This window comes from Halosegnis longus (assembly GCF_009663395.1).
Taxonomy (GTDB): domain Archaea; phylum Halobacteriota; class Halobacteria; order Halobacteriales; family Haloarculaceae; genus Halosegnis; species Halosegnis longus.
Window position 1 is genome coordinate 812,351 of record NZ_QKNW01000001.1, and the last position, 14,645, is coordinate 826,995.

Here is a 14,645-nt window from a genome sequence, read left to right on the forward strand (position 1 = left end):
CTTCGAATCGCTTTTGCCGTCAGGGAGACGACGGAGGTACATGGCGACCGACACCGCTGGCCGCTTCTCCTCGCACATGCGGGGGGTCGTGGTCACATCACTGGCGTGTTCGATGGGGCTTGCCGCTGCGGTCGCGTCGTCGGTCGTGACGGCCGGCCTCCAAACGCCCGCAACGAGCAACCAGGCGCTGTACGTGCTGGTGGGGGCGATTCTGGTGCAGTTCCCCGTCCTGTCGGTCATGGGTATCGACGTTGGCGAGTTCTCGACGAAGGACTACCTCTACGTCGCGTTCATGACCTTCGCGCTCTGGTTCATCAGTTGGGGTATCCTGCTGACCACGGGGAGTAGCTTCTAATGGCCGGCGATTCCATCGCAGTCGTCGACTTAGACCGGTGTCAGCCCGACCGGTGTAACTACGAGTGCATGAACTACTGCCCGCCGAACCGGACGGGTAAGGAGTGTATCGTCGAGCGCGGCGACCACTTCGGCGAGGACGAACCCCACGAGGGCGGCGACGACCAGATACTCATCTCCGAGGAGATCTGTCTGGGCGAAAGCTGCGGTATCTGCGTCGAGAAATGCCCGTTCGACGCCATCGAGATTATCAATCTCCCGCAGGAACTCGACGAGAATCCGACTCACCGCTACGGCGAGAACGCGTTCGGGCTTTACGGGCTACCCGCGCCGGAATCGGGCACCGTCACCGGCATCCTCGGCCCGAACGGCATCGGGAAGACGACGGCCGTCCGCATCCTCGCGGGCGAAATCGAGCCGAACCTCGGTCGCCACGCCGACGCCCCGTCGTGGGACGAGGTGATGGACGCGTACCGCGGCACCGAACTCCAGTCGTATCTCGCCGAGCTGCGCGAGGGAGACGTGACCGTCGCGCGCAAGCCCCAGTACGTCGACAAGATTCCAAACAGCTTCTCGGGTATCACCCGAGAGCTCATCGAGGGCGTCGACGAGCGCGGCGTCGCCGACGAGATTACCGAGCGACTCGACATCCGGCCGGTGCTCGACCAGCCGATTGATACGCTCTCCGGCGGGGAGCTACAGCGAGTCGCGCTCGCGGCGACGCTCGTGCGCGATGCCGACTTCTACTTCCTCGATGAGATTACGCCGTATCTCGACATCGGCCAGCGCGTCACCGCCTCGCGGCTCATCCAAGACCTTGCGGCCGACGGCGACCGCTCCATGCTCGTCGTGGAACACGACCTCGCCGTGCTCGATCTGTTGGCGGACTCGATTCACGTCGCCTACGGCGAACCGTCCGCCTACGGTGTCATCACCGACCCCAAGAGCACGAAAAGCGGCATCAACGAGTATCTCTCCGGCTATCTCGACAACGAGAACATGCGAATCCGACAGGAGGCAATCGAGTTCGAGCAACACGCGCCACGCGTGGCCTCCAACACCGACACGCTCGTCGAGTATCCCGCCCTCTCGAAATCCTACGGCGAGGGCGAGTTCTCGCTCGACATCGAGGCCGGCGAGATTCGCAACAACGAGGTGTTGGGTATCGTCGGGCCGAACGGTATCGGGAAGTCGACGTTCGCGAAGATGCTCGCCGGCAAGCTCGACCCCGACGAGGGGAGTCTCGACACGACGCTCGACATCTCCTACAAGCCGCAGTACGTCGACATCGACCAGCCGATGCGCGTCGACGCGTTCCTGTCCTCGATTACCGACCAGTTCGGCTCCTCCTACTGGGAGACGGAAATCGCCCAGCCGCTCCAGCTCCAGCGGATTATGGAGCAGAACCTCACCGACCTCTCGGGCGGCGAGCGACAACGCGTCGCCATCGCGGCGTGTCTCTCGAAGGACGCCGACCTGTATCTGCTCGACGAGCCGTCGGCCCACCTCGACGTGGAACAGCGGGTGCTCGCCACCCGCGCAATCCGTCGGTACACGGAGAATCACAAGGCGACCGCGATGGTCATCGACCACGACATCTACATGATCGACCTGCTCGCCGACCGCCTGCAGGTGTTCGACGGCCAGCCGGCGGAACACGGCCACGCCGGCCAGCCGGTCGGGATGCGCGAGGGGATGAACGAGTTCCTCGCGAATCTCGACGTGACGTTCCGGCGCGACCAGCGCACCGGTCGCCCGCGCATCAACAAACCCGGCTCGCAGAAGGACCGCGAGCAGAAGAACGCCGGCGAGTACTACTACGCGCCGGCCGACGACGAGTAACGGACCCGAAGCTTCCTACCTCCGGCCCCCCTCCGTCGGGGTATGCGCTGTGATTATCACACTCACACGACCTACTCGGACGGCTCGTTCCTCGGGTGGATGGTCGGGGCCGCCGAGAACGCCGGGCTCGACGCGATCGGTATCGCCGACCACTGTATCGTCTCCACGCGCGAGGAGCCGCGCCACCAGCGCGAGAACATGGGCTTCAACCTCGACGTGACCTACGAGCGTCGCAAAGCCGCAATCGACGCGATGAACGAGCGCCGCGACATCGAAATCATCGACGGCGTCGAGATGGATTTCCACCCCGACGACGAGACGGAAATCGCGGCCTTCCTCGACGAGGTCGGCTTCGAGTACGCCGTCGGCAGCGTCCACGAGGTTGACGGCACGAACGTCCACTTCGAGGACCACTTCGCCGAGCAGTCGGCAGCCGCACGCCGCGACCACGTCGCCACCTACTTCGACCGGCTGGTCGCGCTCATCGAATCGGAGCTGTTCGACATCGCCGCCCACGTCGACCTCGTGGAGCGCAACAGCACGCTCCGCGGGCTGGCGACGGACGAGCAGTACCGGCGGGTGGCCGAGGCGTTCACCGACTCCCGGACTGTTCCGGAGTTGAACGCCGGGCGCGTCCTCTCGGAGTACGGCGAGGTCCACCCCACCCCGCAGTTCATGGAGGTGCTCCGGGAGGAAGGCGTCGAGTTCGTCTTCGGCACCGACGCACACGACCCGAGCGAGATCGAGCCGCGCAAGGAGGAACTGGAGAAGTTCGCCGCGACCCACGGCGTGGAGACGACGACGCTGTCGCTGTAAAGGGCAGACAGGTGGACCCCGCGAGTCGGTAGCAGGTGGCCCACGCGGTCACCGGAGACTGCTACCGTCGATCGACGGCGGATGCGGTCGCTGGCCGCGCCATCGCACAAAAGCTACCAGTTCTTGCAGTCGGCACAGACGAACTGCCCGTCGTCGTGCCAGCGCCGCACCACGACCGCACCGCACTTCTCGCAGGGTGTGCCGTCGGGCGAAAACTGAGCCGTCGCGAGGAGTTCCCCGGGAGTGTCGTCGACCGAATCAGCGTCGCCGTCGTCGCCACCCGCGTCCGACGCGTCCTGCTCGTCACCGTCGTCGGCGAACTCCGACAGCGAGCGGTCGTTCACGCCCGTAACTCGACACACAGCGGCAAGAACGTGGCGAACCCGCAACTGGGAAGTAGTCGCACACCAAGCGTGACACATGGCAGGCTTCATCCAGAACACGATACAGGGCGTAATCGAGTATTTCGGCGGGGTCATCATGCAGAGTCCCGAGCAGGCGCTTCTGGTCGCCGTCGGCGGACTCATCGTCGGCGGCGCGTCGGCGGTGTTCGGCGTGCTCTCGCTCGGTGCCGCCGTCAGCCTCGTCGGTCGCGCGCTCCCGACCGCCGGCCCGCCGGAGCAGTAAGCTACGACAGCGTCTCGCCCGCGAGGTCGATTGCCGTCTCCAACTCCGGCCCGAGCGGCGACCCGACGACCAGACTGTCTGCGTGTTCTAACACCTTCTCCGCCCGCGCAGCGACCGTCTCGGGAGTCCCTGCGATACAGAAGGCCTCGACCATCGGCTCGGTCACCTGCTCGAAGGCCGCCTCGAAGTTCCCCGCTGCAATCGCATCACCGATAGCGTCGGCCACCTCGGGGTCGATACCGTGTCGCTGGAGGACTGGCGGGGCGGCTCCGGAGGCGATGAACGCGACCGGCGGCCGGGCGGCGGCGCGTGCCGCGTCGGCGGCTTCTGCAACCGAAACGGAGGCGTACGCCGACAGCTCGAACGCGCCCCGCTCGTCGGGGCGGTCCGATTTCCCCTCCTCGACGCGGTCGCGTGCCCACGCGAGGTCGTCCGGGTGCGAGCCGTTGAACAGCAGACCGTCGGCGTGTTTGCCGGCCATCCGGCACATGTGCGGGCCTTCGCCGCCGACATAGACGGGAATATCGCCCCCCTGTGGCGGCTCGAAGTTCAGCCCCGCGTCGGCCGCGGTGTGGACCCCGTCACGAGAGACGCGCTCGCCCGCCCAGACCCGCTGGGCGTCCTTGAACGCCTGAATCGTCGCGGAGAGCCCCTGCTCGCGCTCGACGCCGAGGTTCCGGAGCGTCGACGGGTCACCGGGTCCGATACCGAACACGGCACGTCCGCCGGAAGACTCGTCCAGGGTGGCGACCTTCCCCGCGAGCGTGAGCGGATGCGTGTCGTAGGGGTTGGCGACGCCGGGCCCGACGCGGGCGGTGTCGGTCCGTCGGGCGATGCGGTCGAGCGCGACGAACGGGTCGCGGTTGTTGTAGTGCGACGAGCAGAATATCGTGTCGAAGCCGGCGGTTTCGGCGCGCGCGCCGAGGTCGCCCAGCCGCGAGACGGGGTGTTCGGGCGTGAGTTCGATACCGAGCATACCACCGCTTGGGTGGCAACTGCCTTTGTGTCACCGACCGCTCGGTGTGTTGCCGGTGGCGGTCGCTGGGCGGCGTGGAAAAACGGAGAACGGAGAGCGTCAGTCGTCGGCCGGTGCTGCGCCCTCGGCGTCGTACTGCGAGCGCGTGAGCGGCAGCTTGCCACCGGCGGAGAGAATCTCGCGTTCGCGCGTGGAGGCGTCGAGGTGGGCGGTGAGCTCCCAGTCGTCGTTGACGCGGACGGTGAACTCCTCCTGCCCGGAGTCGACGGCCTCGGCGACGTCGTCGACGATTTCGATGTCGTCGCCCTGCTCGATGTTCTCGTAGTCCGCCTTGTCGATGGTGAGCGGAACGAGACCGAAGTTGAACAGGTTCGCCTTGTGGATGCGGGCGAACGACTGTGCGAGGACGCCCTCGATGCCGAGATACATCGGACAAAGGGCCGCGTGTTCACGCGAGGAGCCCTGCCCGTAGTTCTCGCCGGCGACGAGGAAGCCGCCGTCGGACTCGAGTGCACGCTGTGCGAACGTGTCGTCGACGCGCGAGAGGGTGAACTCGGAGAGCTTCGGGATGTTCGACCGGTACATCAGGATGTCCTGCGTCGCAGGGATGATGTGGTCGGTCGTGATGTTGTCCTCCATCTTGAGCAGCGCCTCGCCCTCCAGCTTGGAGTCGAGGGGGTCTTTCAGCGGCACGTCGCCGATGTTCGGCCCCTTGACGAGTTCGTCGTCGACGGCCTCGTCGGGCGCGATGAGGTCGGTCTTCGAGCCGTTGTACTTGTCGGGCATCTGGACGCCCGGCGCGTCCAGCCCGAGCTCGTCGGCCAGGTCGCGGGGGTCGGTGAGCTCGCCCTTGATGGCGGCCGCGGCCGCGACCTCCGGCGAGGAGAGGAAGACGGAGTCGTCCTCGATACCGGAGCGACCCTCGAAGTTGCGGTTGAAGGTACGGACGGAGACGGAGTCGGAGGCCGGCACGTGGCCGATACCGATACAGGCACCACAGGTGGCCTCGGAGAAGTTCACGCCGGCGGCCATCATCTCTGCGGTCCAGCCCTCGCGAGCGAGAATCTCGGACGCCTGCTTGGAGCCGGGCGCGACGATCATCTCGGTCTTCATGTCGATCTCCTGGCCCTTCAGCATCTTCGCGGCGGGCAGGATGTCCTCGTAGCCACCGTTCGTACAGGAGCCGACGATGACCTGCTCGACGTCCTCACCGGCGACCTCGCGCACGGGCACGACGTTGTCCGGCATGGACGGCTTGGCGACGAGCGGCTCGATGTCGCTGAGGTCGACGACGATCTCGTCGTCGTACTCGGCGTCCTCGTCGGGACCGATCTCCTCGAAGGCGTCTTCGCGACCCTGTCGGGAGAGGTACTCGCGGGTCTCCTCGTCGGTCGGGAAGATGGAGGAGGTCGCGCCCAGTTCTGTCCCCATGTTGGTGATGGTCGTCCGCTCCGGCACGTTGAGCGTCTCGACGCCGGGACCGGTGTACTCGAAGATCTTGCCGACGCCGCCCTTCACGGAGAGCCGTCGGAGCATCTCGAGGATGACGTCCTTCGCCGAGGACCACTCCGGCAGTTCGCCTTCGAGTCGCACGTTGACGACCTCCGGCATCTCGATGTAGTACGGGCCACCGCCCATGGCGACGGCCACGTCGAGCCCACCGGAACCGATGGCGAGCTCGCCCAGTCCGCCCGGCGTGGGCGTGTGGGAGTCCGAACCGAGCATCGTCTTGCCCGGCGCGGCGAAGTTCTCCTTGTGGACGTTGTGACAGATACCGTTGCCCGGTCGCGAGAAGTGTGCGCCGAAGGTGCCTGCCGCAGAGCGGAGGAAGCGGTGGTCGTCGGTGTTCTTGAAGTCGAACTGGTAGGTCTGGTGGTCACAGTACTGTGCCGCGACCTCGGTCTGGACCTCGTCCAGCCCGAGCGCCTCGAACTGCAGCCAAACGAACGTGCCGGTGGTGTCCTGCGTGAGGACCTGATCGATCTCGATGCCGATTTCCTCTCCTGTCTCGAGCTCCCCTTCGACGAGGTGCTCCGAGAGGATTTTCTCCGTTAGCGTCTGTCCCATAACGTCAGTACATCCACCAGCCTGAACTATAAATCCGGCGTGTTTGCCCGATTTTGCGGCGAACAGCCCGCGAAACGGTCGGTGTCGGGTTCGTGAGAGCTTCCGTCTCTCCCTGCCTGCCGCGAGCGTCGCTCAGTGGGTCGTACATGGACGTTCACGACAGAGTGTGTTGACACGCCCCACGAACCAGTCGGGCATCGGTCATGTCGCGACGAGAGACCGCGTCGCTTTTTCGCTACTGAATCGACTGGACGGTATGCATCTGTTCGCTGTCGACGGGCTGCCCGAGATTACGGCCGGCGACGACCTCGCGGCGCTCATCGACGCGCGCGTCGACTTCGAGGACGGTGACGTGTTGTGTGTCGCCTCGACCGTCGTCTCGAAGGCCGAGGGCCGCAGCTACGACTACGCGGACTTCGAGGCCGGCGAACGCGCACAGGACATTGCCGCCCGCCTCGAATCCATCACCGGCGAGGAGAAGGACCCCCGGTTCGCGCAGGCCGTCATCGAGGAGAGCGAGGAACTCATCCTGGAGGCTCCGTTCATCCTCGCGGTCACGACGTTCGGCCACATCACCGTCAACGCGGGCATCGACCGCTCGAACGTCCCGGGCGGTGACCTCCTGTTACTTCCAGAGGACCCCTCGGCGTCGGCAGAGCGACTCTCGGAGGCACTCGGCGTACCCGTGGTCGTCACCGACACCTCCGGGCGGCCGTTCCGTTACGGCCAGCGCGGCGTCGCCGTCGGCTGGGCGGGAATACCGGCCTCCCGCGACTGGCGGGGCGAACACGACCGCGACGGCCGGGAACTCGGCGTCACGGTCCAGTCGGTCGTCGACGAACTCGCGGGCGCGGCGAATCTCGTCGCCGGCGAGGGGGACGGCGGGACCCCTGCCGTCGTCGTGCGCGACTGGGAGTTTGGTGACCACGGCGGTTCGGAGAATCTCTTCCGCGAGGAGGAAGACGACATCGTCCGCGAGGCGCTGCGCGACTGGGAGTTCTGATTACTCGATAATCCCGTAGCCGCGCCGGAACAGGAGCACGTCGACACCCACGACGACGACGGTGAGCCCGACGAGCACGGCCAAGGAGAGATTCGCGTTCACGTCCGTGTAGCCGAGGAAGCCGTATCGGACCCCGTTGACCATGTACACCATCGGATTCAGCAGGGAGACCTGCGCCCAGAAGTCGGGGAGCGTCTCCAGCGAGTAGAAGACGCCGCCGAAGAACGTGAGCGGCCGGAGAATGAACTGATTGAGCACGGTCAGGTAATCGAAGTCCCGCGCCCACAGGCCGCCGACGACCCCGAAGGCCGCAAACAGCGTCACGATTGTGAGCATGAACGCGGCGAGATACAGCGGCTTCCGGACCGGGACGCTCCCGCCCTCGATGGCGAAGGGGACGAACAGCAGGCCGACGACGACGATGATGACGCCGACGATTAACCCGCGCAGCGCGGAGGCGGCGACGTACGCCAGCACCTGACTGGAGTACGGGAGCGGCGATGTAAGCACCTCGTGGATGTACTCGTTCCAGCGGCCGTGGAAAATCGAGAAGGAGGCGTTCTCGAAGGCGTTGGAGATGGCTCCGAGCACGACCAACCCGGGGAGGATGAAGAGGATGTAGTCGTACCCCTGAATCTCGGCGATGCGGTCACCGAGGATGACGCCGAAGACGGCGAAGTAGAGGACGTTGGTGATGGCCGGCGGGATGAACGTGTTGCGGGGCCGGCGCACGAAGCGGAGAATCTCCCGTTTGAGCAGCGACCGAAACCCAGTCCCGAGAGCGCTCATTGGGTCACCTCTCTCTCAGTGTCGGCGCGCGTCATCCCGACGAACACCTCTTCGAGCGAGGCGCGCCGCAGGTCGAGATTCGTGACCTCGTGGCCGGCGCGGTCGAGCGCGCGAATCACGGCCGCCGCGCGCGACCCGGCGTCGTCGACGGTCACGGAGAGGTCGGTCCCGTCGAGCGTCGCGTCGTGAACGCCTTCGAGGTCGAATCCGGGGACGGTGTCGGGCGCACTCGCGAGCGTGACGACGAGCGTGTCCTCGCCGCGCCCGCGCAGGTCGTCCGGGGAGGCCACCTCCACCTTCCGCCCGGCGTCCATGATGGCGACCGTGTCACAGAGCCGTTCGGCCTCCTCGATGTAGTGGGTCGTGAGGAGGATGGTCGTGCCGTCGTCGTTGAGCTGCTGGACCAGCTCCCACAGTTCGCGGCGGAGTTCCACGTCGACGCCGGCGGTCGGCTCGTCGAGAATCAGGAGGTCCGGGTCGGTGACGAGTGCCCGCGCCAACAGAAATCGGCGTTTCATCCCGCCCGAGAGCCAGTCGAAGCGGGTGTCGCGCTTGTCGTAGATGCCGACGGTCTTGAGCGCCTCGTCGGCGCGGCGGGCGGCCTCCTCGGGTGCGACGCCGTGGTAGCCGGCCTTGTGTTCGAGCACCTCGTGAATCGGGAAGAATCGGTCGACGTTGAACTCCTGTGGCGCGAGACCGATGCGGTTGCGCGCCTGCTGGTAGTCGCTTTCGACATCGTGGCCGAACACCTCGGCGGAGCCGGCCGTCGAGCGCGCGAGGCCGACGAGGATGTTGATGAACGTCGTCTTGCCGGCACCGTTCGGGCCGAGTAAGCCGAAGAACTCGCCTTCCTCGACCTCGAAGGAGAGGCCGTCGAGCGCCCGCACGTCGCCGTACTCCTTGACGAGGCTGTCGGCGCGTATCGCAGTCATGCAGAAGCAAGCGGCGGCGCGGGGGTAAACGGCCCGTTTCTACTCCAGTCGCGAGCGGGCGACCGAGATGCCGCCCGGCGTGATGATGAGTTGGTCGTCGTCCTTCTGGATGATGTCGCCGCCGACCTCGTCGGCGACCTGTTTCAGCTCGTCGGAGATGTGCTCCATCGTGCGGTCGGTCGTCGTGTGGCGGGTGATATCCGCGATGACGATGTCGCCGTCGTAGATAGCATCCTTGATTGGTACCACGTCACCCTGCTCGCCGATCGTGGCGATGTGTACCTGCGTCCCCGAGTCCGACGGCGTGGCGTCGAAATCGTCGATGTCGAGTTCGACGTAGTCGTCGGTGCTCCGGTCACCACCCAACAGCCTGCTCATCAGTCCCATACTGGCGAAACGCGGCGTCGCGGGGCAAAACTCTTGCGTCAGACGCCAGGTGCCCCCGACCACAAGCATTTCCTCGCGAGCGTCGAACCCCCGTCCGTGACATTCAGCATCTGCGTCCGCGACCCGTACGAGACCGACGACGGCAGCGAGGAGACGCGCTTCGGCGTCGCCGTCACCACCCGGCTTGCGGCCGTCGGCACGCTGTGTCCCTTCGCCAACGAGCACGGTGCCGTCGCCACCCAGTCACTCGTCAACGTCGAACTCGGGGAGAAAGGCGTCGAGTATCTCGCCGACGGTCTCGCCGTCGACGACGCGCTCCAGTCCCTGCTCAACGCCGACGACGGTGCCTCGAACCGCCAACTCCACGGCGTCGACACCGAGGACACGTTCGCCTTCTCCGGCGACGACTGCAAGGAGTGGTACGGCCACGTCGAGCGCGAGGACTTCACCGTCGCCGGCAACCTCCTCACGGGCGAGTCGGTCGTGGAGGCGACCGCCGACGCCTACGCGGCGAGCGATTCGGACCTGCCGCTGGCCGAGCGACTCATCGACGCGCTCGAAGCCGGCCACGCCGAGGGCGGGGACAAGCGCGAGGAACTGGAGGTGCAGTCGGCCGCGCTCATCGTCACGACCACCGAGGACCGCGAGATGGAGCCGTACTACAACGACCTTCGTGTCGACGCCTCGAAGACGCCCATCGAGGACCTGCGTGAGACGTACGAACTCGCCGACGAGAGCTATCAGGCCGCACTGGAGAAGTACGAGGAGAGCTACGAGGAGGACGATATCGACGCCGGGGAGTAGCTGAGTCTGTCGTGTCGGCTATACGGCTGTTTCTGTGTTATTTGCTTTCGGCAGCACCCTGTACTTCAACAGCACCGCGACCACTCTCAGTGCTTGGCCTCGGGGAAACAGCACCGCACGCTCGCGTGTCGCTTCGCTCCCGCTCGCTGGCCCGTGGCCGTCGGCCACTCTCCCAACCCTCCCCCGGACCGCACACGCTCACTCCGTTCGCGGTGCGGTAGGCCACCGCCTCGGTTGCTCAATCAAGCGATGCGGTGGCGTGAGCCGGCGCGCCTCGGGCGCGCCCGTCGTCGCGAGGGACGAACGGCGAACGACCGTGAGCCGTGAGTCGGCTGGGGAGGCGTGTGGGCTGTGCTGCTGGGTGGGGATGAAATGGGCGGGCGTGTCGCGTTCACTCGGTCGGCTCCGTGACCCCTCTCGACGCGAACGAACGTGAGCAAGAGATGTCACGGGGAGACCGCGACACGCCCGGGGCTTTCCGGCTGGTCACACCAGAGCAGTTCCTGAACCACTCAAAATCGAAGCCAGCAGAGCAAAAACAGCAATCCTAGACAGCGAACTCGAACAGGTCGTCGCCGACGTGGTGGAGCGACTCGACCACTTTCCCGCTGTCGCCGACCATCTCGGAGCCGTCGACCTGCGCGCGGCCGATAGCGAGCACCTTCCCGTGGCTCTCCTCGGCAATCGCGACCAAATCGCCCGCTTCGATATCGGAGTCGGCCTCGACGATGCCGGGACGCATCACGTCAGCGCCGTCCGAGACGAACGAGATTGCGCCGGCGTCGACGGTGACGACGCGATTCTCGGGCGCGAACTCCTGTGCGCCGTTGACCGTCAGCGACGGCTCCCCATCGAAGAAGACGACGTACGGTTCGCCGTCGACGAGGACGACACGCTGGTCGGAGTCGTCGAACGTCACGTCCTCGAAGCTGTCGCCGTCGATTTCGACGCCGAACGTCGCCCGAACCGTCTCGACGATGTCGTCGATTTCGTCGCCGCGCAGATGGTGGCGCGATTTGACCTCCATATCTCGGAGTACGCCGGTGGGCGAATAAATCCGTCCATGCCCGGTACGCACTTGCCGGCGGGCGCGGTAGCCGGCCCATGGAGACGGTCGCTGTCGTCACGGCGTTTCTGCGAAATCGCGGCGAGGTGCTGCTCCTCGAACGCTCCGACCGAGTCGGGTCGTACACCGGGCAGTGGGGAGCCGTCGCCGGCCACGCCGAGGGCGACCCCGACCGACTCGTCCGCGTCGAAATCGCCGAGGAGACCGGATTAGACGACGCCGTCGAGTTGGTCCGGCGGGGGGAGCCGTTCACCGTCACCGACGCCGACCGCGAAACCGAGTGGCGCGTCCACCCGTACCTGTTCGACTGCGAGCGCCGGGACGTGACACCGAACGAGGAGACGAGCCGGTGGGAGTGGGTGCCGCCGACGGCCATCCGCGAGCGCGAGACGGTGCCGGACCTCTGGCGCTCCTACGACCGGGTGCGCCCGAGCGTCGCGACCGTCGCCGACGACGAGACGCACGGCGCGGCGTATCTCTCCGTACGCGCACTCGACGTGTTGCGCGACGAGGCCGCCCTCGCGAACACGGGCGAAGCGGTCGCGACCGTCGCCCGAGACCTGCTCGATGCCCGGGCGTCGATGCACGCTGTCTCGAACCGCATCAATCGGGTGATGATAGACGCCGAGACACCGGAATCGGTGAAACGTGAGGCAATCTCGGCCATCGAGCGCGCAGCGACCGCCGACGAGCGCGCCGCGCGGAAGGCGGCAGCCCGGCTCACCGCACCCGTGGCGACGCTCTCGCGGTCGGGAACCGTCGCACAGGCGCTCACGGAGGCCGACCCCGACCGACTCGTCGTCTTCGAATCCCGCCCCGGCGGCGAGGGGGTCGATGTCGCAGAGCGGTTCGCGACCGGGACGGACGTGACGCTCGCACCCGATGCGGCGATGGCCGACGTACTCGACCGTGTCGGCGTCGAGTCCGTCATCGTCGGCGCAGACACCGTACTGCCGGACGGTCGGGTCGTGAACAAGGTCGGTACGCGCCCGCTCGCGGCCGTCGCGAACCGTGCCGGCGTTCCGGTCGTCGTCGCCACCGCGACGGCGAAGATTGCACCCGAGGGGGCGACGACCGTCGGCCGCGAACCGCGCGACGACTGTTACGACGGCGACGTCCCGCTGTCAGTCGAGTGTCCCACGTTCGAACCGACGCCCGCAGACCACATCGACCACCTCGTGACCGAGGACGGACGGCTCGGCGAGGAGCACGTCCGAGACAGAGCACGCGAACACGCGACCGCCGCGGCGTGGTGCGACCGGTAGTCAGGGCGTCCGGAAGACCCGAATCGTGTCTCGCGAGGTCGGCTCGCGGAGCAGTTGGGCACAGTCGCGCTCGCCGAACACCTGCTTCCAGTTGCGGTGATACAGCGGGAATTCGCCGTCGACAAAGCTGGTCTCCGACTCGCCGCGACCCCGCGTCGGACTGTTCCCCTCGTTCTCGGCGGTGATGATGAGGTCACCGCTGACACGCACCACCTCGTCGAACACCCACGTGTCCTCGGGGTGGATGTGTTGGAGCGTCTCGACGGAGTACACCACGTCGAAGGCGTCCGTCTCGTAGTCGGGGAGGATATCCTCGATTGCCCCGGCGTGGAAGGTGCCGAGGTCCGCGAGCGCGGGGTACTCCTCGTCCATCACGTCGAAGGAGTCCTCGTTGATGTCGATACCGGTCAGGTGCTCGTAGCCGTGCTCGCGGAGGGTTTCGAGGTGGCGGCCGGAGCCACAGCCGAGTTCGAGAATGCGCGCGTCGGCGTCGGCGTAGTGCTCGAAGACGTCGAGCAGCGTCTCGCTCACCTGATTCGGTCCGAGGTCGGCGTAGTACTGCGGGGAGTAGCGGCCCGACCGACCGGCCCAGTCGTCGCGTACCTCATCAGGGTCCATACAACCGATACACGCTTAGCTCGTAAATGTCGTGCGACCCGCGCTCACGGCGACTCCTCCTCGCAGTCGAACGCCCGGTCGAACTGCGTCGTCGCTGTCTCGTAGGTCTCGCTTGCCGCTGATTCGTCGCCCGCGAGCGCCGACTCGCCCGCTGTCCGGAGTGTCTCCGCCGACTCGACGAATCCCCGAGCGCGACACGCCACAGTGTCGAGCCACGAGGAAAACAGCGACACGTCGCGGTCGAGCGCCGTCGGAACGGCCGTGGCGGCGGTGTCGAACTTCTCGCGGGCGATGCGCGCCAGCCGGACACTCCGCTCGTACTCGTCGGCCTCGAAGGCAGTCTGTGCCTGCACGAGCGCGCCGAACCCGTCGAGGTGGTGTATCAGCCCGCGAGCGCCGGGTTCCCACCGGTACACCAGCGTCGACACGTACGTCTGTTCGGCCTGTTCGTCCATGATTGAGAACCCGTCGACATCGGCTTCGATGCCGTCGTTCGCGAACTGCTGGAGGAGTTGGCTCGCCGCCACGCGCTCCTGTGACATGCTCGCCAAATCCTCCTGTGCCCCCGTGTAGAACTCGTAGGCGTCCATAACCTGAGCCGACATGTGCGCGTCGATGCCGCGATACAGCCGCGAGAACCCCTCCGCGATTGCCGTGTACTCCTGATACTTCGTGTTCGTGTACTCGCCGACCGAGAGGAGGAGTTCGACGTGCGCCTGCTGGCGCTCTGTGCCCTCGCCGCGCACCGGAACGAGCGTATCCCGCACGACCGTGAGCGGGTCGTACACGTCCGCTCGCTTGTGACCCGCGTATCCGCGGAACCCGGTGTCTTTGTCCATCGCGAGGTCGCCGTCGTCGACGACCCGTAACGACTGGACCGCCTCGAACGCCGTCGCCGCCTCCGGCCGGGCCGTCTCCAGTGCGGCCGTCACCTCCGGATTCGCGGGCGTCGGCGTTGCCGTTGGTTCGGGCGTCGGAGTGGCCGTCGGCGTCGCGGTCTCCGTTCGCGTCTCGGTCGATTCGTCGCTGCTGTTACAGCCGGCGAGTGCGCCGGCGAGGGCTGTACCACACGCTGTGAGGATGGTTCGTCGGTTCATCG

General features: G+C 66.5%; 15 protein-coding genes and 2 pseudogenes. 7 read left to right on the forward strand and 10 right to left on the reverse strand.

Features of this window, described 5'->3' with window-relative positions:
* Positions 1–40 precede the first annotated feature (40 nt).
* Genes DM818_RS04540 through DM818_RS04550 form a run of 3 tightly spaced genes read left to right on the forward strand, consistent with a single transcriptional unit; the run spans position 41 to position 3,012 of the window.
* Positions 41–355 carry an EMC6-like membrane protein gene (locus DM818_RS04540; protein WP_075937904.1) on the forward strand — a complete coding sequence of 105 codons (315 nt, stop codon included), beginning with the start codon at positions 41–43 and terminating at the stop codon, positions 353–355.
* Positions 355–2,196 carry a ribosome biogenesis/translation initiation ATPase RLI gene (locus DM818_RS04545; RefSeq protein WP_153952368.1) on the forward strand — a complete coding sequence of 614 codons (1,842 nt, stop codon included), beginning with the start codon at positions 355–357 and terminating at the stop codon, positions 2,194–2,196. Before DM818_RS04540 ends, DM818_RS04545 begins: the two co-directional genes overlap by 1 nt.
* Positions 2,197–2,238: 42 nt before the next feature.
* Positions 2,239–3,012: a PHP domain-containing protein gene (locus tag DM818_RS04550; RefSeq protein WP_075937902.1), complete on the forward strand. Its 774-nt coding sequence runs from the start codon at positions 2,239–2,241 to the stop codon at positions 3,010–3,012.
* A 113-nt stretch (positions 3,013–3,125) separates the two neighbouring features.
* Here the strand turns inward: DM818_RS04550 and DM818_RS04555 are convergent, their stop codons facing one another.
* The gene (locus DM818_RS04555) at positions 3,126–3,356 is read right to left on the reverse strand and encodes a DUF7573 domain-containing protein (protein ID WP_075937901.1); all 231 of its coding nucleotides are present in this window, start codon (positions 3,354–3,356) and stop codon (positions 3,126–3,128) included.
* Between the two features lie 76 nt (positions 3,357–3,432).
* On the opposite strand from DM818_RS04555, the gene DM818_RS04560 reads away from it, so the two are divergent.
* Positions 3,433–3,639: a hypothetical protein gene (locus DM818_RS04560; RefSeq protein WP_075937900.1), complete on the forward strand. Its 207-nt coding sequence runs from the start codon at positions 3,433–3,435 to the stop codon at positions 3,637–3,639.
* A 1-nt stretch (position 3,640) separates the two neighbouring features.
* Here the strand turns inward: DM818_RS04560 and DM818_RS04565 are convergent, their stop codons facing one another.
* The 3 genes and pseudogenes from DM818_RS04565 to DM818_RS15345 form a co-directional block, all read right to left on the reverse strand.
* Entirely contained in the window at positions 3,641–4,615 is a 975-nt protein-coding gene (locus DM818_RS04565; protein ID WP_075937899.1) for a 5,10-methylenetetrahydromethanopterin reductase, read from the reverse strand.
* A 99-nt stretch (positions 4,616–4,714) separates the two neighbouring features.
* On the reverse strand, positions 4,715–6,682 hold the full coding sequence (locus DM818_RS04570) for an aconitate hydratase (protein WP_075937898.1): 1,968 nt from the start codon (positions 6,680–6,682) through the stop codon (positions 4,715–4,717).
* 201 nt (positions 6,683–6,883) lie between these two features.
* A pseudogene (locus DM818_RS15345) lies at positions 6,884–7,012 on the reverse strand (hypothetical protein); the annotation flags it as partial.
* On the opposite strand from DM818_RS15345, the pseudogene DM818_RS04575 reads away from it, so the two are divergent.
* Positions 6,951–7,685: pseudogene (locus tag DM818_RS04575) on the forward strand (coenzyme F420-0:L-glutamate ligase); the annotation flags it as partial. The pseudogenes DM818_RS15345 and DM818_RS04575 sit on opposite strands and share 62 nt — an antisense overlap.
* Here DM818_RS04575 and DM818_RS04580 read toward each other — a convergent pair.
* Genes DM818_RS04580 through DM818_RS04590 form a run of 3 tightly spaced genes read right to left on the reverse strand, consistent with a single transcriptional unit; the run spans position 7,686 to position 9,793 of the window.
* Positions 7,686–8,474: an ABC transporter permease gene (locus DM818_RS04580; protein ID WP_075937896.1), complete on the reverse strand. Its 789-nt coding sequence runs from the start codon at positions 8,472–8,474 to the stop codon at positions 7,686–7,688.
* Positions 8,471–9,406 carry an ABC transporter ATP-binding protein gene (locus DM818_RS04585; protein ID WP_075937895.1) on the reverse strand — a complete coding sequence of 312 codons (936 nt, stop codon included), beginning with the start codon at positions 9,404–9,406 and terminating at the stop codon, positions 8,471–8,473. The genes DM818_RS04580 and DM818_RS04585 overlap by 4 nt, the downstream gene beginning before the upstream one ends.
* A 39-nt stretch (positions 9,407–9,445) precedes the next feature.
* The gene (locus tag DM818_RS04590; protein ID WP_075937894.1) at positions 9,446–9,793 is read right to left on the reverse strand and encodes a cell division protein SepF; all 348 of its coding nucleotides are present in this window, start codon (positions 9,791–9,793) and stop codon (positions 9,446–9,448) included.
* Positions 9,794–9,889: 96 nt separating this feature from the next.
* Here DM818_RS04590 and DM818_RS04595 point away from each other — a divergent pair, with 96 nt between their 5' ends.
* Positions 9,890–10,597 (forward strand): DUF1028 domain-containing protein, encoded by a 708-nt coding sequence (locus DM818_RS04595; RefSeq protein WP_075937893.1) that lies wholly within the window; start codon positions 9,890–9,892, stop codon positions 10,595–10,597.
* Positions 10,598–11,144: 547 nt separating this feature from the next.
* On the opposite strand, the gene DM818_RS04600 is transcribed toward DM818_RS04595, so the two are convergent.
* Entirely contained in the window at positions 11,145–11,624 is a 480-nt protein-coding gene (locus DM818_RS04600) for an RNA-binding protein (RefSeq protein ID WP_075937892.1), read from the reverse strand.
* Positions 11,625–11,701: 77 nt separating this feature from the next.
* On the opposite strand from DM818_RS04600, the gene DM818_RS04605 reads away from it, so the two are divergent.
* A complete protein-coding gene (locus DM818_RS04605) occupies positions 11,702–12,928 on the forward strand; it encodes an NUDIX domain-containing protein (protein ID WP_123123742.1) in 1,227 nt (408 codons plus the stop codon).
* Here the strand turns inward: DM818_RS04605 and DM818_RS04610 are convergent, their stop codons facing one another.
* A complete protein-coding gene (locus tag DM818_RS04610) occupies positions 12,929–13,546 on the reverse strand; it encodes a class I SAM-dependent methyltransferase (RefSeq protein ID WP_075937890.1) in 618 nt (205 codons plus the stop codon).
* Positions 13,547–13,590: 44 nt separating this feature from the next.
* A complete protein-coding gene (locus DM818_RS04615) occupies positions 13,591–14,643 on the reverse strand; it encodes a hypothetical protein (protein ID WP_075937889.1) in 1,053 nt (350 codons plus the stop codon).
* Positions 14,644–14,645 lie beyond the last annotated feature (2 nt).